Below are 21,270 nucleotides of genomic sequence, written 5' to 3'. Positions count from 1 at the left end.
CTAGGGGGCGAGGGGCCAGCCGCGCATCGAGAAGACCCCCTCGTCGCGGGCGCCGGCGGCGTCATAGGTGGCCAGAGCGGCCTCGTTGTCGGTGTCGACCCCCACCCACATGCCGTAGCAGCCACGGGCCTTGGCCTCCTCGGCGAGGGCCAGGGTCAGGTCGCGGCCGATACCGCGGCGACGGTACCCCTCGTCCACGGACAGCTCGTACAGGCACATCTCGGTGCCCTTGTCGGGGTGGCTCATCTCGATGCCGGAGACCATGCCGGCGGGCACGCCGTCGACGTAGGCGATGAGCATCAGATGTCCCGGGGCGGCGAGGAAGCGCTCGGACCACTCCGTGCGGGCAGGCCCGTCGAAGAGGGACTCGGCTGCTTCGAGCTCGGCAGGGGTGAGGGCCCGGCGGATGTCCATGGCCGTCACGATAGTGCGCACATGACGGATGGTCAGCCGATGTACGGGCACGGCGTGGCGGCCTCGGCACCCGCCCGCGTCCGGTAAGCCCTTAGCCTGTTGCGGCTGTCGAGGACTTGAGGGGGAGCATCGTGAGGAACGCCGTGGTCACGCCCGAGGGCGACCGGATCCGCTGGGTCGAGCTGGCGGGGGAGGAGCCGGCCCGGGTGTACGTGCACGGGCTCGGCTCCACCTCGCCCGCCTACTTCGCGGCGAGCGCCACCCATCCGCTGCTGGCGGGGCGGCGTTCGCTGCTGGTCGATCTGCTGGGCCACGGGCACAGCGACCGGCCCGAGGAGTTCGACTACAGCCTCGAAGCGCACGCCGACGCGCTGGCGGCCGCCCTCACCGAGGCCGGGGTGGAGGCAGCCGAGCTGATCGCCCACAGCATGGGCGGAGCCGTGGCCATCGTGCTCGCGCACCGGCACCCCCACCTGGTGTCCCGGCTGGTGCTCGTCGACGCCAACCTGGATCCGCAGCGGACCGTTCCCGTCATGCCGGGCAGCAGCGGGATCGCCTCCTACACCGAGGAGGAGTTCCTGGCGGGTGGCTGGGCCGAGGTCCGGGACCGGGTCGGCGCGCACTGGTGGTCCACGATGCGGCTGACCGACCGAACAGCCCTGTACCGCACGGCCGTCCACCTGGCCGCCGGCACCAGGCCCACCATGCGTGAGCTGCTGCTGGAGTCGAGGATCCCGCGCACCTACCTGCTGCCCGAGGCGGACGGCCCGCTCCCGGGCACCGACGCCCTCGAAGCCTCGGGCGTGGCCGTGGTGTCCGTCCCCGACTGCGGGCACAACATCATGCTCGACAACCCGGAAGGCTTCGCCCGGGCCACCGCGGCGGCCCTGGCCCGCGACTGAGCGGTCCGGCCCGGGCCGGGCGTGCCGCGCGGGCGGGCGCGCCGGGCGGTCAGCCCTGGGTCCGGGGCGTGGAGGCGGCGCCGTCCTGGAGCCCCACGGAGCTCGGGGACGGGGTGCCGTCCGTCCAGGCGTAGACCTGCTTGCCGCGCACCGCGACCTGGTACTGGAGGGCGCCCCGGCACTCGGCCCGCACGCCTTCCCGCAGGCTGCCCGGCCACCACTTGGCGTGCAGAGCCGGGGTGCCCATCGGCTTCGGCGTGCCCGTGTCGCACCGGGGGGCGTCCAGCGGGGTGGCGCCGAGGGTGAATCGGATCATCCGGGCCTCGCCGCTCGTGCGTATCCGTATACGGACGTCGGTGGCGTCCTTGGGTATCCAGGACGGCAGGGCGAACGGCGCTTTTTCGCGTGTGGGGGCGTCGGAGGCGCTCGCGAAGCGCTTGCCCGCCTCCTTGTACACCTTGCTGTCGATGGTGTCGGTCACGGGATTGGGCGGCAGGTTGGGCAGCGCGAAGGCGGCGGTGGCGAGGACTCCCACGGTGGCTGCGGCGACGACGAGCGGGCGGCGGTTCATGCCTTCCAGTCTCGGTGGCCGGGCCCTCATCGCGCGTCCCTCCTCAGGACGAACCGGGACTGCGCCGCAGGTCCCATACGGACTCATACCTGGGAGGGTGTCCGGTCCGCGTGCGCCGACGCGCAGTAACCGAGAGGCGCCCGGGGGAGTTGGCCGGAGGTGATCCGTCCGCCCCGGCACCGAGGAACCCCATGCGCCGTCGCCGCCTCCCCGCTCTCGTCCCGGCCCTCGCCACCGCCACCGCCACCGCGGTGCTCGCCCTCGCCCCGGCGGCCTGGTCGGCGCCGCAGGTCCCGGCCGACAAGCCGCAGGTGCTGAGCCGCTGGACACAGACCGGCGTAGCCAGTTACCAGGAATGGGCCGAGGCCCGCGAGCACCGGGCGGCCTGGGCGGCGTACGGCTTCGACTGGTCGACGGACCACTGCACCTCGTCCCCCGACAACCCCCTCGGCTTCCCCTTCGCGGACGCCTGCGCGCGCCACGACTTCGGCTACCGCAACCACCGTGCGGCGGGGCTGTTCCCGGCCGCCAAGACCCGGCTGGACCTCGCGTTCCACGCGGACCTCAAGCGGGTCTGCGCACACTACTCGGGCTCCCGCAGGAGCTCCTGCGAGGGCACCGCGTGGACCTACTACCAGGCTGTCCGGCTTCTCGGCATCTCCTGACCACCCGGGGAGCGCACGGCCGCCGGCGCGCGACCGCCGGCGCACGGCCGCCGACGGGAGCGGAGCGCCTCAGCAGCACAGCACCGGGACCTCCTGGACCAGGTTGTTGCCGAAACCGCCCCGGTTCCACGGCTGTTCGAGGGGCTGCGTGCCGCCCTCGGCGTCCGTGGCGCGGACGGTGAGCGTGTGGCGTCCCGGCGCCGCCGCCCAGACGCAGGACCAGGCCTGCCAGGCCCACCGGTGCGGTCCCGGCGGCGTGACCTCGGCCCGGATCCAGGTGCGGCCCCCGTCGGCGCTCACCTCCACCCGGTCGACGGCCCCGTGGCCGGACCAGGCCCGCCCCTCCAGCGGTACCGGGCCGGGGTGCACGACGCGGGTGCGGGACATGAAGTCGGGGAATCCCGGCGGGACCATCAGGGCGCGCGGCGCGATCCGGGTGACCGGCTCGCCGGGGTCGTCGGGATCGTCGGCGGCCGACCGGTAGCGGTAGGCCACGGACTGCTGGAACCCGGTGAACGGCGCGTCCACGAGGGTGATCTCGCGCAGCCATTTGACGTGCGCCATGCCGTACCAGCCGGGGACGACCAGCCGCAGCGGACACCCGTGCTGCGGGGGCAGGGGCAGGCCGTTCATCGTGTGGGCGATCAGCACCTCGGGGTCGTCCCCGGTGGCGGCGGCCACGGGCAGGCTGCGCCGGTAGTCCTGCTCGACGCCGCGCTCGACCCCGTGGTCGGCGCCGGTGAACACGGCCTCGACGGCGTCCGGTCGCACCCCGGCCTCGGCGAGCACCAGACGCAGCGGTACGCCCGTCCAGTCGGCGGTGCCCACCGCCTCGACCAGCCACGGCTGGCTGACGGGCCGGGGTGTCAGGCGGGCCCGGCCGTTGCCCGCGCACTCCATCGTGACGCGGTGGGTGACCGTGGGGAACGCGTGCAGCGCGGCGAGGTCCAGGGCCAGCGGGGTACGCACCCGGCCGTCGATGGTGAGGGACCATCCGGCCGGGTCGGCGGCGGGGATGTCGTAGTGGACCAGGACGTAGTGCAGTCCCGGCGGTGTGACCTCGTAGCGCAGGGCCTCCAGCGGGAGTCCGTGGTTGCGGGCCGCGAGCGCCAACTCGTCCGGGCCGATGCCCTCGCCGGGCGACGCGATGCGGCCCGGGGTGCTGACGTCCCGCACCGACGGCTGCTCCATCTCCTCATGGTCGCGCGTGCCACCTCCGCCGCGCCACCGCTGCCGGCGCCACTTCGCGGACCCGACTCACGGCACCAGGTGGCGGGTGAACCAGTCACCGGCCAGGCGGGCCACCTCGTCCAGGGCTCCCGGCTCCTCGAAGAGATGGGTGGCCCCCGGGACGATCTCCAGCCGGTTCTCGCAGCGCAGCTCGCGCTGGGCCCGGCGATTGAGGTCGAGCACCGTCGAATCCCGGCCACCCACGATCAGCAGCGTGGGGGCCCGTACGGCGGCGAGCCGCTCACCGGCCAGGTCCGGCCGGCCACCGCGGGACACCACCGCCCCGATGTCGGCGCCCGTCTCCCCGGCCGCCCACAGCGCCGCCGCGGCCCCGGTGCTCGCCCCGAACCAGCCCGCCGGGAGGAACTCCCGCCGGCGCAGCCAGGCGGTGGCCGCGGCGAGGCGTCGGGCCAGGGTCTCGATGTCGAAGACGTTGGCCCGGTCGGCCTCCTCCCCGGGCGTGAGCAGGTCGAGGAGCAGGGTGGAGAGGCCCGCCCGGTTGAGGTCCGCCGCCACGGACCGGTTGCGGGGGCTGCGGCGACCGCTGCCGGAGCCGTGCGCGAACACCACGACCGCCCCGGCGCCCTCCGGCTGGGCGAGGTCCCCGACCAGTACGGGGCCGCCGGCGTCCACCTCGACCTCGACCTCGACGGTTCGGACGGGCGGGCGGCCGGTGGGGTCGGCCGCCGCGCGCGCCAGCAGGAAGACGACCTCCTCGTCGGGGGTCTGGGAGAAGTCCTGGTACCACTCGCCGACGGCGCGGAAGGCATGGGGCGTGGCGAGGCACACCACCTCGTCGGCGGCGGAGCCCAGCCGGGCGACGGCGTCCGGCGGGGCCACCGGAACGGCCAGCACCACCCGCGCCGCGCCCTGCGCCCGTACGACCTCGCACGCGGCGGCGGCCGTGGCGCCGGTCGCGATCCCGTCGTCCACGACGATCACGGTCCGGCCGTCCAGGGGCACGCGCGGCCGGTCCCCGCGGAACCGCGCGGCCTGTCGGGCGAGCTCCGCCGCCTCGGAGTGTTCCACCGCCTCGATGTCCTGCGGGCCCAGCCGGCTGCCGCGGACGATGTCCTCGCTGACGACGCGTACGCCGCCTTCGCCGATGGCGCCGAAGCCCAGCTCACGATGGTGGGGGACGCCGAGCTTGCGCACGACGACGACGTCGAGGGGGGCGCCGAGCGCGCGGGCCACCCGGTAGGCGACCGGGACTCCGCCGCGGGGCAGGCCCAGGACGACGGGGTCCTCCCCCTCCAGGTGTCGGAGCGCTTCGGCGAGCCGCTCGCCGGCTTCCGCGCGATGGGTGAACAGCACGATGGCTCACCCCCAACCAGGGGAGACGGAAACCCCGTACCCATCTCCTTCGACGCAACCGCATCCCCGGCCGTCCCGCAAGTCGGTCGGCCCGCCCTCCGTGCCGCGGGCCCCGGCGGACGCGTTCCGTTCCGGAGCGGGCGCGTCGAACTGGTCGGAATTCGCCGTCCAGTTCGCTGTTCTCCGGGGGCTCCCACCGCGTCACCACGAGTTGCTTTTGCAACCCGCCGAACCCGCCGAACCCGCCGAACCTGCTTTACGCGCACGAAAGCCCTCCGCTGAGGGAGGGCTTCGGGTGGTGCGGAAAGAGTGCCCCCGGCAGGACTCGAACCTGCGGCCAAGTGCTTAGAAGGCACCTGCTCTATCCACTGAGCTACGGGGGCCGGAAAGTGGCCTTGGTGGGCCTGGAGCCTCCTGTGGGGGTGGGGCTGAGGTCCGTGCCGGGTCAAGGATAGGGCTCCGGTTGCCTTGTCCCGGTTGCTTCACTCGCGGGCCACGATGTGGAGGTTCGGTGAAGCGGTCCCGATAATCGCAGGCAGGTGCGATTCTCGCATCGCTTTTGCGCCGCGTCGCCCCTGGTGTTGTGCACTCGTTATGCCTGCGCCCCACTCGTCCGTCGTGCCCAGAATGTCCCACTGGAATCGCGCTCGGCGCGCAGAGGACGTATAAGCTTCAAAAATGGTCCTAAATTGGGCATTCTTCGCATGTGGTGACCTTGGATGTTCGGCCTCAGCTGCTCGATGCCCTGTCCGCCCTGCGCGACCGGGTCGCGTCCGTGCGTCTGCCGCTGCCCCTGCCCGGCGCTCCGCGCGCCCGCCAGACCAGAGCCGAGCTGCTCGCGCAGCTCGACGACTACCTCGTACCCCGACTGAAGGCGCCCGAGGCGCCGATGCTCGCCGTCGTGGGCGGGTCCACCGGGGCCGGTAAGTCCACCCTCGTCAACTCCCTCGTCGGCCGGCAGGTCAGCGAAGCCGGGGTGCTGCGCCCGACGACCCGCACCCCGGTGCTCGTCTGCCATCCGGACGACCACCACTGGTTCGCCGGCATGCGCGTGCTGCCCGACCTCATGCGGGTCTGGGTGCCGCACGGGGAGGACGAGACGCCACCGACCGCCAGATCCCGGGCCCGCGACCGCGGCCCGGCCGACACCCACGCGACCCGCGAGATGCGGATCGAGACCGTTTCCAGCCTGCCGCGCGGGCTCGCCATCCTCGACGCCCCCGACATCGACTCCCTCGTCGTCGAGAACCGAACCCTCGCCGCCCAGCTCATCTGCGCCGCCGACGTCTGGGTGATGGTCACCACCGCCTCGCGGTACGCCGACGCGGTCCCCTGGCACCTGCTGCGCACCGCAAAGCAGTACAGGGCCACCCTCATCACCGTCCTCGACCGGGTCCCGCACCAGGTGCTCGCCGAGGTCTCGCGGCAGTACGGGGCCCTGCTGACCAAGGCCGGACTGGGCGACGTACCGCGGTTCACCGTCCCGGAACTGCCCGAGTCCGCCGGCGGGGGCGGGCTGCTGCCGGCCAGCGCCGTCGCCCCGCTGTTCGCCTGGCTCGCCCACCACGCACAGGACCCCGCCGCCCGGCAGTACGCCGTCGGGCGCACCGCGCTCGGCGCGCTGGACTCCCTCGCGCGCCGGATGCCGGAGCTCGCCTCCGCCGTCGCCGCCCAGCACGCCGCCGCCGTACGACTCACCTCGGCCGTCGAGGACGCGTACAAACGGGAGGGCAAGCGGGTCCGGGGCCGCCTCGACCACGGCGCCGTACTGGCCGGGGACGCACTGACCCGGTGGCGCGGCTACCCGCTCGACACGAGCGCCGACGAACTGCTGGACTCGCTCGCCGAATCCCTCGCCGCCCTCCTCCAGTGCGCCGTCGCCGCCGCCGACGAGCGCATCGCCGACGCCTGGCGGCGCGAGCCGGCCGCCGGCGCGGTCTCGCTGCCCGCGCCCGACCGGGAGGCGGGGGAGCGCATCGGCGTGGCCGTACGCCGCTGGCGACGGGTCCTGGAGGAACTCGCCGAGGAGGAGGTGGCCAGGAGCGACAGGCAGCCCGCACCCGACCCCGACGGCATCGCCGCCCTGCTCGTCGCCGCCCTCCTCGGCGGCAAACGGGCCCGGCCCGCGGGGGAGAAGCTCGCCGAACGGATCGGCGCGCAGGCCGCCCTGCGGCTGCGCGACCGGGGCGGGGAACTGGTCGGCGACCACCTCGACCAGGTGCTGCGCGCCGAACGCGACCGCCGGCTCGCCCCGCTGGAGGCGCTCGAAGTGACCCCGGAACCACAGGCCGAGCTGATTGCCGCGCTGTCCGTACTGCAGAAGGAGAGGTGACGCGGTGACCGCCCTGACCGACCGCACCGACGACCGCTGGGACGACGGACTCATCGCGCGCTCGCGCCCCCTGGCCGTCGCAGGGGATCCGGACGAGGACGGGTGCGAGGGGGAGGAGGGCGACGAGGGCGACGACGCCCTCGTCCGGGCCGTCTCCGGCGCCGGCAGCGACGGCGGCAAGTCGACCGCGCCCCCGCTCAGCCCCGAGGGGCAGGCCCTGCGGCTGCGCCTCGACGCACTGCGCCAGCTGGTCGGGCTGTCCCGGACCAGGCTCGACGGAAAGACCCTCGCCGAGGCCGGACGGGTACTGGACGAGGCGGCCGCGCGCCGCGGACTGTCGCCCCAGCACACGGTCGTCGCGATCGCCGGAGCCACCGGAAGCGGCAAGTCCACTCTCTTCAATTCACTCGCCGGTGTGCAGATCTCCGAGATGGGACTGCGCCGCCCGACCACCGCCGCGCCCATCGCGTGCAGCTGGTCGGACGGAGCCGCCGGACTGCTGGACCGGCTGGAGATCCCGGGACGGCTGCGCCGCCGGCCCCGCGAGACCTCGGAGGCGGAGGCGCTGCGCGGGATGGTCCTCGTCGACCTGCCCGACCTGGACTCCGCGGTCGGCGCGCACCGGGACCACGTGGACCGCGTACTGGCGCTGGTCGACGCCGTGGTGTGGGTGGTGGACCCGGAGAAGTACGCCGACGCCGTACTGCACGAGCGGTACCTGCGGCCGCTCGCCGGGCACGCGGAGGTGACCTTCGTCGTCCTCAACCAGGTGGACCGGCTGCCCGGGGAGGCCGCCGACCTCGTCCTGGACGACCTGCGCCGGCTCCTCGACGACGACGGCATCGCCCTCGGCGAGCACGGCGAGCCCGGCGCCACCGTCCTCGGGCTGTCCGCCCTCACCGGGGAGGGCGTCGGGGAACTGCGCGAACTCCTCGGACAGTTCACCCAGGAGAAGGGCGCGGCCACCCGGCGGATCTCCGCCGACGTCGACCGGGCGGCCGCCCGCCTGCGCCCCCTGTACGTGGCCGACGGGCACCCGGGGCCGGAGATCGGTGAGGCGGCGCGCGCCGAGTTCGAGGACCGGCTCGCCGAGGCGGTCGGGGCGTACGCGGCCGGCCTCGCCGCCGAGCGGGCGTGGCGGCGCAACGCCGGAAAGGCGTGCGGGACGCCGTGGCTGCGGCTGTGGCGCTGGTACGAGGGCCGCCGCGCGCCGCGCACCCTGGCGGGCCTGGCCGCCCTCGCGGCGATCGGCGGGCGCGGCCAGGCGGTCGCCCAGGCCCCGGTCGAGGAGGAGGTGACCGCGCGTCAGCGGGTGGAGCAGGCCGTACGGGCGGTCGCCGACGAGGCGGTGTCCGGGCTGCCCGACCCGTGGGCGCAGGCGGTCCGCGAGACCGCGGTGCGGGGCGCCGACCGGCTCCCGGAGGCACTGGACGAGATCGCGGTGACCCTGGGGGCGGCGGTCGCGGTGCCGAGCGTCAAACCGCCGCGGCCCAGGTGGTGGCCGGCGGCGGTGCTGACCCAGGCGGCCATGACCCTGCTGCAGATCTTCGGCGGGCTGTGGCTGGTCGGACAGATCGTCGGGGTCCTGGAACCGAGGCTGCTGCCGCCGGTGCTGCTGATGGTGGCGGGCATCATCGGCGGACCGCTCGTGGAATGGTCCTGCTCGATCGCGGCCCGGGGGCCGGCGCGGCGCTACGGGCAGGACGCGGAGCGCAGACTGCGACAGGCGGCGGCCGGGTGCGGGCGGGCCCGGGTGCTGGAACCGGTGGCGGCGGAGCTGCTGCGGTACCGGGAGGTGCGGGAGCAGTACGCCACGGTCGCCGCAGGGGGGAGCAAGTTGTCCACAACCCGGCAGTGATCCACAGGCCGGAGCGGGGATCCGCGGCCTGCCCCAGCATGGTGCGTACCCCGTACGGATGGTCCGTACGGCCGGTCCGCGCGGATCCGTACGGACCGGAACCATGGGGGAGGGCGACCGGAATGTACGACACCCAGGTGACGCTGGTGGGCCATGTGGCGACGCAGATCGACTACAAGGAGACGGTGAGCGGTCCGGCGGCACGGTTCCGCTTCGCGGTGACGCCACGGTACTTCGACCGGCGCAAGGACGCCTGGACGGACGGACCCACCAGCTTCTACACGGTGTGGGCGCGGCGCACCCTCGCCGTGAACCTCGCAGGCTCCGTATCGGTCGGCGAGCCGCTGGTGGTGCACGGGCGGCTCCGGGTGCGGGAGGACCCGCCCGACGGCGAGGGGAACCGGTGGTTCTCCGCGGAGATCGACGCGACGGCCATCGGGCACGACCTGAACCGCGGGACCGCGGCCTTCCGACGCGTGGTGCGGACGGAGACACCACTGATGGTCAATCAGGAGGCGGCGGTGGTCTGAGTGTTCGAGGTGGATAGGATTCCCCGGTACTCACGGGCACCAGGGTCTTTGGCCCGAAGGGGAAGACTGTGTCGATTGCCGTTCCCGCATCCTCCGCTCCCGATTCCACTCCTGCGTCCGCGCTCGCTCCGGCTCCCGCACCCGCCGCTGCTGCTGCTGTTCCTGCCGCGACTCCTGCCGTGGTTCCCGCCGCGCCGCTCGAACCTCCCGTCGCGGTACGGGGCTCCGCGCGCCGGCCGCTGGCGGTGGCCCTGCTGGCCGCGGCCCTCGCCACCGCGCCGGCGGCGCGGGCGGTCGCCGACTCCGGTCCGGTGGCGCGCAGGTCACCCGAGGGCGCGAGCGCCGTGCTGGACGGGCTGAAGACGTTCGGGCAGGCGGTCCTGCGGTCCGGGGACGGCTCCGTCCGGCAGATCCCGGCCGGGCTCTACGAGATGCGGGTCGACGGCGGCGGGATGCTGCAGACCTACGGCGTCGGCGTGACGGGCAACGCCCAGCCGCAGGCCCGGTACACCGAGAGCGGCTGGAGCGGCAGCCCGCTCGCCGGGAACCGGGAGGCGGGCCGGATCCGCTGGGTCCTGGAGCACTCCTACCCGCAGCACAACGATCTGGCCGGGCTCGCCAAGGCGGCCGGGGCCGGTGCCCTCACCGCGCAGAGCGCGGCCGCCGGAACCCAGGTGGCGATCTGGCGGCTGGCGGACGGGGCGCAGGTCGAGGCCGCCGACCCGGCGGCCGAGAAGCTGGCCGACTATCTGCAGCGGGCCGCGGGGCAGCTGCCGGAGCCGCCGGCCTCGCTCGGGCTGGACCCGGGCGACGTGTCGGGGGCGGTGGGCAGCCGGCTCGGCCCGGTGACCGTGCGGACCGGAGCGCCGAGCGTGTCGGTCATCCCGGACGCGGCGGCCGTCGCGATGGGGGTGCGGGTGGTGGACGCCGACGGGCAGCCGCTCACCACCGCGGTCGACGGGAGCCGGCTCTACTTCGAGGTGCCCGCGGGCACCCCCGACGGGACGGCCTCGGTCACCGTCCAGGGCGCGACCAAGGTGCCGGTCGGGCGGGTCTTCACCGGCGAGCTGCCGGCCCACGCCCAGATCGTGGCCGGCTCCAGCGAGTCCGCGGCCGCCGCCACGGCCACGGCGGTGTGGCCGCAGCCCCCGGCGACGGCGGTGGGTGACGCCTCGGGCGACACCGTGGGGACCGGTTCCGGCTCGGCCCCCGAGGCACAGGGCTCCCAGTTCGCGGCCCTCACCACGACCTCCCCGGACGAGGAGCGGCTGGCCACCAGCGGCAGCTCGGCGGCCACCCCGGTCATCGCCTCCCTGGCGGTGGGCCTGGTGGTCCTGGGCGGCCTGGTGGTGCTGCTGCTCCGCAAGCGCCCGCTGGACGAGGAGGACACCCCCTAGAGCCGTGGGATGTCCCGCCCGTCCACGCCTTTCGACGCCCGTCCACGCCTTTCCACGCCCGCCCGTCCAAGGCCCCCGGCTCGGACGGATGGGCGTGATGGGCCGGGTGGCCGCGTCGGCCGATTCGGATCCGCCACCCGGGGTAAGGGCAGAAGATGGCTGATCAAGAACTGACCTGGTCCGGCGCATTCGCCTGGTGGGACCGTCGGCTGTTCGACGCGGTGGCCCGGCGGCACTGGCCCGGGGCCGACCGCGTACTGCCCCGGCTCGGCAGGGCCGCGAACCACGGCGTGCTGTGGGGCGGGGCCGCCGCGGCGATCGCCGTCTTCGGGTCGGCCGGCGCCCGCAAGGCCGCCGTGCGCGGGGTCGCCTCGCTGGCGCTGGCCTCCGCGACCATCAACACCGTCGGCAAGTGGTCCGTACGCCGGCCGCGACCGCTGCTGGAAGGCGTCCCCCTGACCCGGCAGCTGGCCACGCAGCCGCAGACCACCTCCTTCCCGTCCGGGCACTCCGCCTCGGCCTTCGCCTTCGCCACCGGTGTGGCGCTCGCGTCCCCGGGCTGGGGGGCCGTGCTGGCCCCGGTCGCCGCGTCCGTGGCCTTCTCCCGCGTCTACACCGGGGTGCACTACCCCTCCGACGTGCTGGTGGGCGCGTCGCTGGGAGTGGCCTCCGGGTTCGTCGTACGCCGCCTCGCCCGGGACGCGCAGGAAGCCCGGGTCGTACCGGGCGACGAGCGGCCGGCCGACAGGGCCCCCGCGCTGCCCGACGGGGCCGGTCTCATCGTGGTGGTGAACACCGCGTCCGGGACGGCCGCGGTCGCGGGGCTCGACGTACTGCGCACCCGCCTGCCCGAGGCCGAAGTGATCGAGTGCGAGGGCCCGGAACTGCCCGCCACGCTCGCGAAGGCCGCCTCGCGGGCCACCGTGCTCGGCGTCTGCGGCGGCGACGGCACGATCAACGCGGCCGCCACCGCCGCCCTGCGGGCCGGGGTGCCGCTGGCCGTGTTCCCCGGAGGCACCCTCAACCACTTCGCACTGGACCTCGGCCTCGCCGGGACCGAGGCCACCTGCCAGGCCCTGGCCGACGGGCAGGCCGTCCGCGTCGGGGTGGGCCGCTTCTCCCCGGGGCCCGACGGCGAGAGCGGCTACTTCCTGAACAACTTCAGCATCGGCGCCTATCCGGAGCTGCTGGGCCACCGGCTGCGCTGGGGCCCGCGCATCGGCGGCGGCCCGGCCGCGCTGCTGGCGGCCTGGCGGGTGCTGCGCGCCCAGCGGCCCGTGCGGCTGCGGCTGGCCGGGCGGCCGCGGAGCGTGTGGCTGCTCTTCGCGGGGAACGGCACCTACCACGGCACCGGCCCCACCCCCCGCCGCCGCGACAACCTCGGCGAGGGCCTGCTCGACCTCCGGCTCGTCCACGGTGGCGGCCGCCCCGGCCCCCGGCTGCTGGCGGCCGCCTTCACCGGCCCGCTGAGCCGGTCCCCCGTCCACGTCGCCACCCGACTGCGCAGCCTGCGCATCGGGGACATCCCGGCGGGCACCCCGCTCGCCTACGACGGCGAGCACGCCGAGGCACCCACCGCGCTCGTCCTCGACGGACTCCCCGACGCGCTGACCGTCTACCGTCCCCGCTGACCGTCGACCCGAGCGGGTGCGGGTGCGCGGGTCAGGAGTCGGCCGGTCCCGCCTGCCCCGGATCCACCCCCAGGTCGGCCCGCATGATGCCGCGCATGTCCTTCCACCGGTCCCCCAGCCGCAGCAGCTCGATCTGTATCTCCTCGAACGACCAGCCGGGCTGCGGGTTGCCGTCCGCCGGCAGCAGGGTCCGGCCGTACGCACCGGCCGGCGTGACCGTCATCGCGTGTCCGCGGGCGAGCACGCGCTGCGAGAGGATCGGGGCGAGCAGGGTGCCGGTCACCGCGACGATCGCCCCGGCGAGCGCGAGCAGCGCGTTGTTCACATGGACCTCCGAAACGGCGGACGGAGGCCACACCCCCGTGTTCTCCGCCATCCTGCCCCGGGGCCAGGCCGCGGTCACCGCCGGTCAGGCGGTCCTGCGGGGGGCGGGGGTCTTGCGTGTCCGTACGCCGGTGACGACGAGTGCCAGCCCCACGGCGACGATGCCGAGGTACGCGGCGGACGGAAGGTCGACGACCTTGTGCAGCCAGCCCCACTCCGTGCCGAAGAAGGTCTGCGAGGCGAAGCTGACGAGCCCCTGGGCTCCTACGACGTAGCCGATGCTTTCGAGGGTGTATCCGATGGTTGTTCGCACGGATCAACCCTCTCGCGGTGGTGCCCCGAGAGCGTCGTCCGCAAGGTCGAGAGCACGGTAGGCCGAAGGATGCAGTCCCGTCCCGGCCGTCCACGGCCACCGATGACCGCGGGCCGTCGTCTGCCTCGTCGGGCCCCTCGAAGACGCTGTCGACCGCCTTCCGGGTCCGCCCCTACCAGGCCGGGCGCGGGTCCCGCAGTTCCTCCGGAGTCTGCTCGGGCAGACACGTGTCCCCGAGGTCCGTGCGCCACAAATAGCCGGGGTGGGGCGCGTACTCCTGCGTGGGCGGGGCCGGCTTGTGGAAGCGCTCGGTGCCTGGCAACCGCAGCTCCACCAGCTTCCCGTCGCGGAACATCCACAGCCCGAAGCAGTCGTCCTCCTCGTCGTGGAGCATGACCTGCACGCACTCCGGGCTGTTCCACGGCAGTGCCTCCAGGTCCTTCAGGATCCCGGTGCGCTGGCTCTCCCGGATGAACTCCAGGTACCACCCGCCGACGAACCAGTCCGGTATCGGCTCGAACCGGCCGCGCCATGTACGCGACTCGTCGTACCGCGTCAGCGGCTCCATCACCTCGTCCTCGTACCGGGCCAGCACGAGGACCTGCGCCATTCTGCTCATGGCCGTATGTGACGGCACGTGGCCCCTGCCGGGCAAGTGGATTCCCCGGAGGTGGCCGCCAGGACCCGTCACCTGCGAGAACGGGACCGGGAGCGACTGTCGCCGGGCCGTTCCTGGGCTGAAGGAGGGGCCCGAGGGCGGCCGAGAACGACCGAGGACGGCCACGACCGTCACGTCCCCCTCCGGCCGCGCCCCAGCTCAGGGGGCCGGGCCATACGCGTTTCCCCCGAGGTATGGACGCCTGGCAAGATGGGGTGTATCTGCCCACCATCGATCTGCCGGACGGTTTCTCTTGGCTGAGTTCATCTACACCATGCGCAAGACGCGCAAGGCGCACGGCGACAAGGTGATTCTTGATGACGTCTCCTTGAACTTCCTGCCCGGCGCGAAGATCGGTGTGGTCGGCCCCAACGGCGCCGGTAAGTCCACCGTTCTGAAGATCATGGCGGGCCTGGAGCAGCCGTCCAACGGTGACGCGTTCCTGTCGCCCGGCTTCACCGTCGGCATCCTCATGCAGGAGCCCAAGCTCGACGAGTCGAAGACGGTCCTGGAGAACGTCCAGGACGGCGCCGCCGACACCATGAAGAAGCTCAAGCGCTTCAACGAGGTCGCCGAGCTCATGGGCGTCGAGTACACCGACGCCCTCATGGACGAGATGGGCAAGCTCCAGGAGGACCTGGACCACGCCAACGCGTGGGACCTGGACGCCCAGCTGGAGCAGGCCATGGACGCCCTGGGCTGCCCGCCCGGCGACTGGCCGGTCACCACCCTCTCCGGTGGCGAGAAGCGCCGCGTGGCGCTCTGCAAGCTGCTGATCGAGGCCCCGGACCTGCTCCTCCTCGACGAGCCCACCAACCACCTCGACGCCGAGTCGGTGAACTGGCTGGAGCAGCACCTCTCGCAGTACAAGGGCGCCGTCGTGGCCGTCACCCACGACCGGTACTTCCTCAACAACGTCGCCGAGTGGATCCTCGAGCTCGACCGCGGCCGCGCGCACCCCTACGAGGGCAACTACTCCACCTACCTGGAGAAGAAGGCCACCCGCCTCAAGGTCGAGGGCCGCAAGGACGAGAAGCGCCAGAAGCGCCTCAAGGAAGAGCTGGAGTGGGTCCGCTCCAACGCCAAGGGCCGCCAGACCAAGTCCAAGGCCCGCCTCGCCCGCTACGAGGAGATGGCAGCCGAGGCGGACAAGATGCGGAAGCTGGACTTCGAGGAGATCCAGATCCCGCCGGGCCCGCGTCTGGGCTCGATCGTGGTCGAGGTCAACAACCTCTCCAAGGCGTTCGGTGACAAGGTCCTCATCGACGACCTGTCCTTCACGCTGCCGCGCAACGGCATCGTCGGCATCATCGGCCCGAACGGCGCCGGCAAGACCACGCTCTTCAAGATGATCCAGGGCCTGGAGACGCCGGACTCCGGCGCCATCAAGGTCGGCGAGACCGTCAAGATCAGCTACGTCGACCAGTCCCGCGCCAACATCGACCCCAAGAAGACCCTCTGGGCGGTCGTGTCGGACGAGCTGGACTACATCAACGTGGGCCAGGTCGAGATGCCGTCCCGCGCGTACGTCAGCGCCTTCGGCTTCAAGGGCCCGGACCAGCAGAAGCCGGCCGGCGTCCTGTCCGGTGGTGAGCGCAACCGCCTCAACCTGGCGCTGACCCTCAAGGAGGGCGGCAACCTGCTGCTCCTCGACGAGCCCACCAACGACCTCGACGTCGAGACCCTGTCCTCGCTCGAGAACGCGCTGCTGGAGTTCCCCGGTGCGGCCGTGGTCATCTCCCACGACCGCTGGTTCCTCGACCGAGTCGCCACGCACATCCTGGCGTACGAGGGCGAGTCCAAGTGGTACTGGTTCGAGGGCAACTTCGAGTCGTACGAGAAGAACAAGATCGAGCGTCTCGGTCCGGACGCGGCTCGTCCGCACCGTGCCACCTACAAGAAGCTCACGCGAGGCTGAGGTCGCCGTCATGGCCAGACACCACTACCGGTGCCCCCTGCGCTGGGCGGACATGGATGCCTTCGGGCACGTCAACAACGTCGTCTTCCTCCGTTACCTGGAGGAGGCGCGGATCGACTTCATGTTCCGTCTGGCACCGGGGGAGGGCAGTGAGTCCTTCACGGGCGGGTCCGTCGTGGCCCGCCACGAGATCGACTACAAGCTGCCCCTCGTGCACCGTCACGAGCCGGTCCTCATCGAGTCCTGGGTGACCCGGATAGGCGCCGCGTCCCTGACCATCCGCTACGAGGTCAAGGACGAGGCGACCGAGGACGCGCCCGAGACGGTCTACGTGCGCGCCGAGACCGTGGTCGTGCCCTACAACCTCGCCGAGGGGCGGCCCCGCCGCATCACGGCCGAGGAGAGGCACTTCCTCGAGGAGTACCTCGACGAGCCCGTGAAGGCGTCCTCGACCGGATCCCTCGCGGCATGACCGACCAGCTGCGCTTCGCCGATTCCGGGGAGGCGGCGGACCTCGCCGCCTTCCTGGGCCGGCTGGTGCACTACGACCGCGCCGCCGCCGTACGCCTCCAGGCGGGCGGCGGCGCGCTCGCCGTCTTCGGACGGCCGCCGTCCTTCGACATCCTCGCCATCCGTACGGTGCGGCTCGCCGTGCCCGTCGCGATGCCGCTGGACCTGACGGTGTCCGCCGGTGAGCTGCTGGAGTCCGTGGACGAAGCCTCGGCCGAGGCCACCGTGCCCGGTCCGGTCACCGGGCCGCCGTGGGCCGGGGTGCTTCCGCCCCGAGGCGGCTGGCGGCAGGTTCCGGGGCTGCCCGGCCCCGAGGAGATGGCAGCGGCCGTGGCCGCCGCCGTCGCCGAGTTCCGGGCCCGGGACGAGGCCCTGCCCGTGCAGCACCGGACCCGGTCCGAGCGCGACCGCATCGGCCGTGAGATCTGGTCCCGCACCCTGGGCGACACCGAACTCCCGCTGCGCGCCGTGCACGCCGCGCAGTCCCTGGGCTTCCTGCGGCCGGTACGGGCCGCCGTGCCCGCCCCCGCGTCCCTGCCCGACGCCGCCCCCGTGGCGCTGCTCGCGGCCGGGACCTGGCTGCGGCTGCGCACCCCGTACGGATCCGTCGCCATGCGCCGCCCCGGCGTCACCGGCGGCCTGGGCGCCCTCCAGGTCCGGCCGGTCTGATCCCCCGGGAGTCCGCTATCCCGCCGTGTTGATCATCGAGGCGGCGGCGTACGTCAGGTACTTCCACAGCTGCGCCTCGTGCTCCGGCGCCAGGCCCAGCTCGTCCAGCGCGACCCGCATGTGCCGCAGCCACGCGTCGTGGGCGGCCGCGTCCACCTGGAACGGCGCGTGGCGCATCCGCAGGCGTGGGTGGCCGCGGTGCCGGCTGTAGGTGGTCGGACCGCCCCAGTACTGCATCAGGAACAGCGCGAACCGCTCCTCGGCGGGGCCCAGGTCCTCCTCCGGGTACATCGGGCGCAGCAGCGGGTCCTCCGCGACCCCCTCGTAGAAGCGCCGGACGAGGCGGCGGAAGGTGTCCTCGCCGCCCACCTGCTCGTAGAAGGTCTGCTCCTGAACCGTGCCCCGCGGAATCTCATCATTCACCCGACCATCGTCTCAGACGCCCGGATCCAGGACCGAGGTCCTAGGACCGCCCCCCGAGGCCCCCAGCGTCCCCTGAGCCCCACGCATCCCTCGCGTTCGCACGCGGCGGCCCGGCGCAGGACAGTGGAGGCATGGCCGCACACACCGCGCACACCGAGACACGGGACCTGCGGGAGACCGCGCACGCCGCCCAGGTGCGGGAGCTGACCGCCGCCGGGGTACTGGAGGATCCGCGCTGGCGCGCTGCCTTCGCGGCCGTGCCCCGGCACGTGTTCGTCCCGTACTTCTGGACCGGCCGCGGCGCCGGTCACGAGCGGCTTTGGGCGCAGGACCCGGACCCCGAACGCCGGGCCCGCTGGCTGCGCGGGGTCTACGTCGACACCCCGCTGGCGACGCGGATGCGCGACGGCCTACAGGTCTCCTCCAGCAGCCAGCCCTCCCTCATGGCGAAGATGCTGGCCGCCCTGGACGTACGCGACGGCGACGACGTCCTGGAGATCGGCGCGGGCACCGGCTACAACGCGGCCCTGCTGTGCCACCGGCTCGGCGAGGACCACGTCACCAGCGTGGACCTGGACGAGGAGATCACCGAGTCCGCGCGGGCCCACCTGGCCGAGCTCGGGTACCGGCCGGTGGTGGTCACCGGGGACGGGGCGCGCGGCTGCCCCGCCCGGGCCCCGTTCGACCGGATCATCGTGACCTGCACGCTCCCGCTGATCCCGCACGCCTGGCTCGGCCAGTGCCGGCCCGGGGCGCGGATCCTGGCGCCGCTCTCTACGGGGCTGATCGCGCTGACCGTCCGGGACGCCGGTTTCGCCGAGGGCAACTTCCTGCACACCTCGGCCTATTTCGTCCCGCTGCGCGGGGCCACGGCCGCCTCACCGCCCGACCCGGCCGGTTTCGGGTACGGGCTCCCGTACGAGCTGGTGGAGAACGAGCGCTTCCAGTTCATGCTCGTCCTGACCGCGGGCGTGCTGCACCCCCGCGAGGCCCTGGACCTGTGGCGCCGCGAGGGCCGCCCGGCCAGGGAACGCTTCGGGGTGTCGGTGAGCGCCGACGGCCAGTGGTCGTGGCTCGACGATCCCCAGGGGCCGTACGTGTGGCCCCTGGGGGAGGGGTGAACCGAGGGCCTGATCAGCCGCGGCGGATCGTGATCGTCGTCCAGGCGCCCACGTGGACCCGGTCGCCGTCGGCCAGGGGGACCGGGACGTAGGGCTGGATCGGCTCCTCGCCGCCGTTGATGGTGGTGCCGTTGGTGGAGTTCTGGTCCACCACCGCCCAGCTGAGGTCGGGCTGCTGGACGAGCACCGCGTGCTGGTGGGAGACGCCCGGGTCCTCCGGGGGCACCGACAGGTCGATGTCGGGGGACTCGCCCGTGGAGGCGCGGCGACGGCCGATGGTGATCTGCCCGCCGGACAGCGGAAGATGCTGCTCCGGGGAGTAGGCGGGCAGGTTGAGCCCGGCGGCCTCGGGGCCGCTGCGCTGCATCATCGCCATGAAGTACGAGCGGTCGGGAGCGATCGTCGCGCTCCAGGCGCCCCCGCCCTGGGGCGGGAAGGGCTGGTGCTGCGGCGGAGGCTGCTGCTGGTACTGCTGCTGGGGCGGCGGTCCCTGCTGCTGGTACTCCTGCTGGTACTCCCGCTGCGGCGGCGGCGGGGGCTGCTGCTGGTACCGGGACTGCGGAGCCTGCTGGTACTCCAGCGGCTCGTGCGCGGGCGGCGGCAGCAGCCAGTCGTCCTCGCGCTGGAGCGGCTCGGCCGGCCGGTTGACCCGCGACGGCCGCGAACCCTGGTACTCGAAGTGGTCCTGGGAGTAGGTCCCCGGAGCGGGCACGGGCGGCGGAGGCGTACCGCGCCCTCCTCCGGCGCCGCCGCCACCGCCGGCGCCGGCACCGGTCGCCTGGGGGCCCGGGTCCGGGACCGGCGGCGCGTACGAAGTCGGGGTACGGGTGAGGTAGTTGTAGCGGCATTCCTCGCAGAACGGCGCCATGGCTTCGCGCGGGGTCCGGCACTGCGGGCAGAGCTCGGCCTGGGCGGTCGGTTCACCGGCGGTCGGGGGGAAGCCGTAGCCGTAGGAGGGCACCGGAGGCGGACCCTCCGAGGCAGCCATGCGATGGCCGCAGACCTCGCACCAGTCGTCGGAAGCGGACTGGTGCCCGTTCGGGCAGGTCGGCATGGCGGCGCTTCCCCCTTCTTCTCCCTGCGTCATCACGTCAGGTCTCAGGTCTTCTTCACTCGGACGGTCTGCGTCGAACGCGTGTCGAGAGTCATCTCGTCGGCGTCGGCGACCTTCGCTTTCAGCCGCACAGTACCCGCCACCGCGTCCACCACATCCACCACCTTCGACAGGAGTCGTGCTGTGTCGGCGTTCCCGGAGGAACTCGCCAGTTGTACCGCACGCCCCAGCTTGGCCGTGGCACCACCGACATCGCCCATTTTGCGGGCTTCCAGGCCCTGCTGGATAGCCTCCGCCAGCTCTGCCTGCCCGGTGTAGTGGGCGACCTGCGCGTTGATGGCGGTGGACGCCGCCAGATCGTTCGTCCACACCGCGCGCACCAGGCCCTGGGCCAGGACGGTCGGCTTCTCCTCCGGCCCGCCCGCCGTGGCCGGCAGCACGAGCGTGGCGCGGGCGGCGAGCATCTCCTGGCCCACGGTGGCCGTGGGGACGCGGACGCACACGTGGTACTCGCGGGACTCGTCGCCCCACGACCCGGTCGGGTAGTCACCGGCGCGCGGGCCCGCCTCGGTGCGGCGGTCGGTCAGGTCCTGGAGGACGGGAGCCACCTGCTTGACGTACTGGATCTCCACGCCGACCGGGGTCCACAGGCGCAGCGCGACGTCCGCGACCTCCTTGCCCATGACGTTCTCCATCATGCGCGTGAAGTCCTCGGCGAGGTGGGCCGGGTCGGCCACGATGTCGGCGGAGCCGAGCAGCGCGTTCGCGATCCCGGTGACCTCCTTGACGTCCCAGTCGGTGCCCACCCCGCGGGCGTCGCAGGTGAAGCGGCCCGCGCAGGCGTCGAGGGTGGCGCGGAGCACGGCCGGCTCCTCGTGCTCGTTGCGGCCGTCGGTGAGCAGGACACCGTGCCGGATGGCGGCGGTGGAGCCGCGCAGCAGGCCGTCGGCGAGGCGCAGCCAGGTGCCGATGGCGGTGCCGCCGCCGGCGCTCAGCCCGCGCAGGGCCTCCTTGGCCTGGGCGCGGGTGGTGGCGTCCGCGATCGCGAGACGGCCCTGGCCCGGGTAGACCTCCTTCGCCACGTGCGTACCGGCGATCACGGCGAAGGCGGTGCCGTCGCGCAGGGTGTCGACGGCGGCCGCCGTGGCCTCCCGGGCACCGCGCATCTTCTCCGGCGGGTACTCCATGGACCCCGAGCAGTCGACCATGAGCACCACGGCCGCCGTGCCGTCGGCGACCGGTGCACGCGTGGCGGTGGCACCGCCGGCAGCGGTGACCGTGACGATGGCGTGGACGTCCCGTCCGCCCTCGGGGAGAAACTCGTTCTGATACACCTCCACGCTGAACCTTGGGGCAATCGGCTTGGCGAAATTCGCCATCGGTTGGACTCCTAGGGTGCTCGGGCAGGCGGGTCAGACCTGCGGGCGCGCTTCCAC

21 protein-coding genes and 1 tRNA gene are annotated in these 21,270 nt (G+C 73.5%); 11 read left to right on the top strand and 11 right to left on the bottom strand.

All coding sequences use genetic code 11. The features are described 5' to 3' along the window. Positions 1-414: a GNAT family N-acetyltransferase gene (locus OG624_RS15435; RefSeq protein ID WP_033222283.1), complete on the bottom strand. Its 414-nt coding sequence runs from the start codon at positions 412-414 to the stop codon at positions 1-3. Between the two features lie 131 nt (positions 415-545). On the opposite strand from OG624_RS15435, the gene OG624_RS15430 reads away from it, so the two are divergent. Next, positions 546-1,316, top strand: coding sequence for an alpha/beta fold hydrolase (locus tag OG624_RS15430; RefSeq protein WP_033222281.1), 771 nt, complete (start codon positions 546-548; stop codon positions 1,314-1,316). A 49-nt stretch (positions 1,317-1,365) separates the two neighbouring features. On the opposite strand, the gene OG624_RS15425 is transcribed toward OG624_RS15430, so the two are convergent. Next, on the bottom strand, positions 1,366-1,887 hold the full coding sequence (locus tag OG624_RS15425; RefSeq protein ID WP_033222276.1) for a hypothetical protein: 522 nt from the start codon (positions 1,885-1,887) through the stop codon (positions 1,366-1,368). A gap of 191 nt (positions 1,888-2,078) precedes the next feature. Here OG624_RS15425 and OG624_RS15420 point away from each other — a divergent pair, with 191 nt between their 5' ends. After that, positions 2,079-2,552, top strand: coding sequence for a phospholipase (locus OG624_RS15420; protein ID WP_033222274.1), 474 nt, complete (start codon positions 2,079-2,081; stop codon positions 2,550-2,552). 69 nt (positions 2,553-2,621) lie between these two features. On the opposite strand, the gene OG624_RS15415 is transcribed toward OG624_RS15420, so the two are convergent. From OG624_RS15415 to OG624_RS15405, 3 genes are all read right to left on the bottom strand, one after another. Continuing rightward, positions 2,622-3,743 carry a sulfite oxidase gene (locus tag OG624_RS15415; protein ID WP_033222269.1) on the bottom strand — a complete coding sequence of 374 codons (1,122 nt, stop codon included), beginning with the start codon at positions 3,741-3,743 and terminating at the stop codon, positions 2,622-2,624. 66 nt (positions 3,744-3,809) lie between these two features. Beyond that, positions 3,810-5,096 (bottom strand): phosphoribosyltransferase, encoded by a 1,287-nt coding sequence (locus tag OG624_RS15410; RefSeq protein WP_033222268.1) that lies wholly within the window; start codon positions 5,094-5,096, stop codon positions 3,810-3,812. Between the two features lie 310 nt (positions 5,097-5,406). Next, a tRNA-Arg gene (locus tag OG624_RS15405) sits at positions 5,407-5,479 on the bottom strand. A gap of 332 nt (positions 5,480-5,811) precedes the next feature. Between OG624_RS15405 and OG624_RS15400 the strand changes: the two genes are divergently transcribed. The 5 genes from OG624_RS15400 (at position 5,812) to OG624_RS15380 (ending at position 12,844) form a co-directional block, all read left to right on the top strand. Further along, the gene (locus tag OG624_RS15400; protein WP_202507727.1) at positions 5,812-7,428 is read left to right on the top strand and encodes a dynamin family protein; all 1,617 of its coding nucleotides are present in this window, start codon (positions 5,812-5,814) and stop codon (positions 7,426-7,428) included. A gap of 4 nt (positions 7,429-7,432) precedes the next feature. Next, a complete protein-coding gene (locus OG624_RS15395; RefSeq protein WP_078909401.1) occupies positions 7,433-9,286 on the top strand; it encodes a GTPase in 1,854 nt (617 codons plus the stop codon). A gap of 122 nt (positions 9,287-9,408) precedes the next feature. Then, positions 9,409-9,816: a single-stranded DNA-binding protein gene (locus OG624_RS15390; protein WP_033222265.1), complete on the top strand. Its 408-nt coding sequence runs from the start codon at positions 9,409-9,411 to the stop codon at positions 9,814-9,816. 179 nt (positions 9,817-9,995) lie between these two features. Further along, the gene (locus OG624_RS15385) at positions 9,996-11,213 is read left to right on the top strand and encodes a thioester domain-containing protein (RefSeq protein WP_371639504.1); all 1,218 of its coding nucleotides are present in this window, start codon (positions 9,996-9,998) and stop codon (positions 11,211-11,213) included. Positions 11,214-11,368: 155 nt separating this feature from the next. Continuing rightward, on the top strand, positions 11,369-12,844 hold the full coding sequence (locus OG624_RS15380; protein WP_371639503.1) for a bifunctional phosphatase PAP2/diacylglycerol kinase family protein: 1,476 nt from the start codon (positions 11,369-11,371) through the stop codon (positions 12,842-12,844). A 31-nt stretch (positions 12,845-12,875) separates the two neighbouring features. Here OG624_RS15380 and OG624_RS15375 read toward each other — a convergent pair whose 3' ends face one another. The 3 genes from OG624_RS15375 to OG624_RS15365 form a co-directional block, all read right to left on the bottom strand. Beyond that, the gene (locus tag OG624_RS15375) at positions 12,876-13,169 is read right to left on the bottom strand and encodes a hypothetical protein (protein ID WP_371587783.1); all 294 of its coding nucleotides are present in this window, start codon (positions 13,167-13,169) and stop codon (positions 12,876-12,878) included. Between the two features lie 84 nt (positions 13,170-13,253). After that, complete coding sequence (locus tag OG624_RS15370) at positions 13,254-13,481, bottom strand: hypothetical protein (RefSeq protein WP_161294069.1); 228 nt, start codon at positions 13,479-13,481, stop codon at positions 13,254-13,256. A gap of 172 nt (positions 13,482-13,653) precedes the next feature. Next, positions 13,654-14,100, bottom strand: a complete 447-nt coding sequence (locus OG624_RS15365) for a hypothetical protein (protein WP_033222259.1) — start codon at positions 14,098-14,100, stop codon at positions 13,654-13,656. Between the two features lie 292 nt (positions 14,101-14,392). Here OG624_RS15365 and ettA point away from each other — a divergent pair, with 292 nt between their 5' ends. From ettA to OG624_RS15350, 3 genes are read left to right on the top strand one after another with little or no spacing between them, the layout of a single operon-like run. Beyond that, positions 14,393-16,057 carry an energy-dependent translational throttle protein EttA gene (gene ettA, locus OG624_RS15360; protein ID WP_078909513.1) on the top strand — a complete coding sequence of 555 codons (1,665 nt, stop codon included), beginning with the start codon at positions 14,393-14,395 and terminating at the stop codon, positions 16,055-16,057. A gap of 10 nt (positions 16,058-16,067) precedes the next feature. After that, a complete protein-coding gene (locus tag OG624_RS15355; RefSeq protein WP_033223949.1) occupies positions 16,068-16,529 on the top strand; it encodes an acyl-CoA thioesterase in 462 nt (153 codons plus the stop codon). Further along, positions 16,526-17,236, top strand: coding sequence for a hypothetical protein (locus OG624_RS15350; protein ID WP_371587782.1), 711 nt, complete (start codon positions 16,526-16,528; stop codon positions 17,234-17,236). The genes OG624_RS15355 and OG624_RS15350 overlap by 4 nt, the downstream gene beginning before the upstream one ends. Before the next feature lie 15 nt (positions 17,237-17,251). Here OG624_RS15350 and OG624_RS15345 read toward each other — a convergent pair whose 3' ends face one another. After that, the gene (locus tag OG624_RS15345) at positions 17,252-17,659 is read right to left on the bottom strand and encodes a globin (RefSeq protein ID WP_033223951.1); all 408 of its coding nucleotides are present in this window, start codon (positions 17,657-17,659) and stop codon (positions 17,252-17,254) included. Positions 17,660-17,790: 131 nt separating this feature from the next. Here OG624_RS15345 and OG624_RS15340 point away from each other — a divergent pair, with 131 nt between their 5' ends. Beyond that, on the top strand, positions 17,791-18,780 hold the full coding sequence (locus OG624_RS15340; protein ID WP_033223952.1) for a methyltransferase domain-containing protein: 990 nt from the start codon (positions 17,791-17,793) through the stop codon (positions 18,778-18,780). A gap of 13 nt (positions 18,781-18,793) precedes the next feature. Here OG624_RS15340 and OG624_RS15335 read toward each other — a convergent pair whose 3' ends face one another. Together OG624_RS15335 and OG624_RS15330 are read right to left on the bottom strand one after the other, a co-directional pair. Beyond that, on the bottom strand, positions 18,794-19,834 hold the full coding sequence (locus OG624_RS15335) for an FHA domain-containing protein (RefSeq protein WP_161294065.1): 1,041 nt from the start codon (positions 19,832-19,834) through the stop codon (positions 18,794-18,796). Positions 19,835-19,878: 44 nt separating this feature from the next. Further along, positions 19,879-21,213: a VWA domain-containing protein gene (locus OG624_RS15330; RefSeq protein ID WP_033223954.1), complete on the bottom strand. Its 1,335-nt coding sequence runs from the start codon at positions 21,211-21,213 to the stop codon at positions 19,879-19,881. Between the last annotated feature and the right edge of the window lie 57 nt (positions 21,214-21,270).

The organism is Streptomyces virginiae, assembly GCF_041432505.1.
GTDB classification, from domain to species: Bacteria; Actinomycetota; Actinomycetes; order Streptomycetales; family Streptomycetaceae; genus Streptomyces; species Streptomyces virginiae_A.
This window is presented reverse-complemented; position numbering and strand designations above follow the sequence as displayed.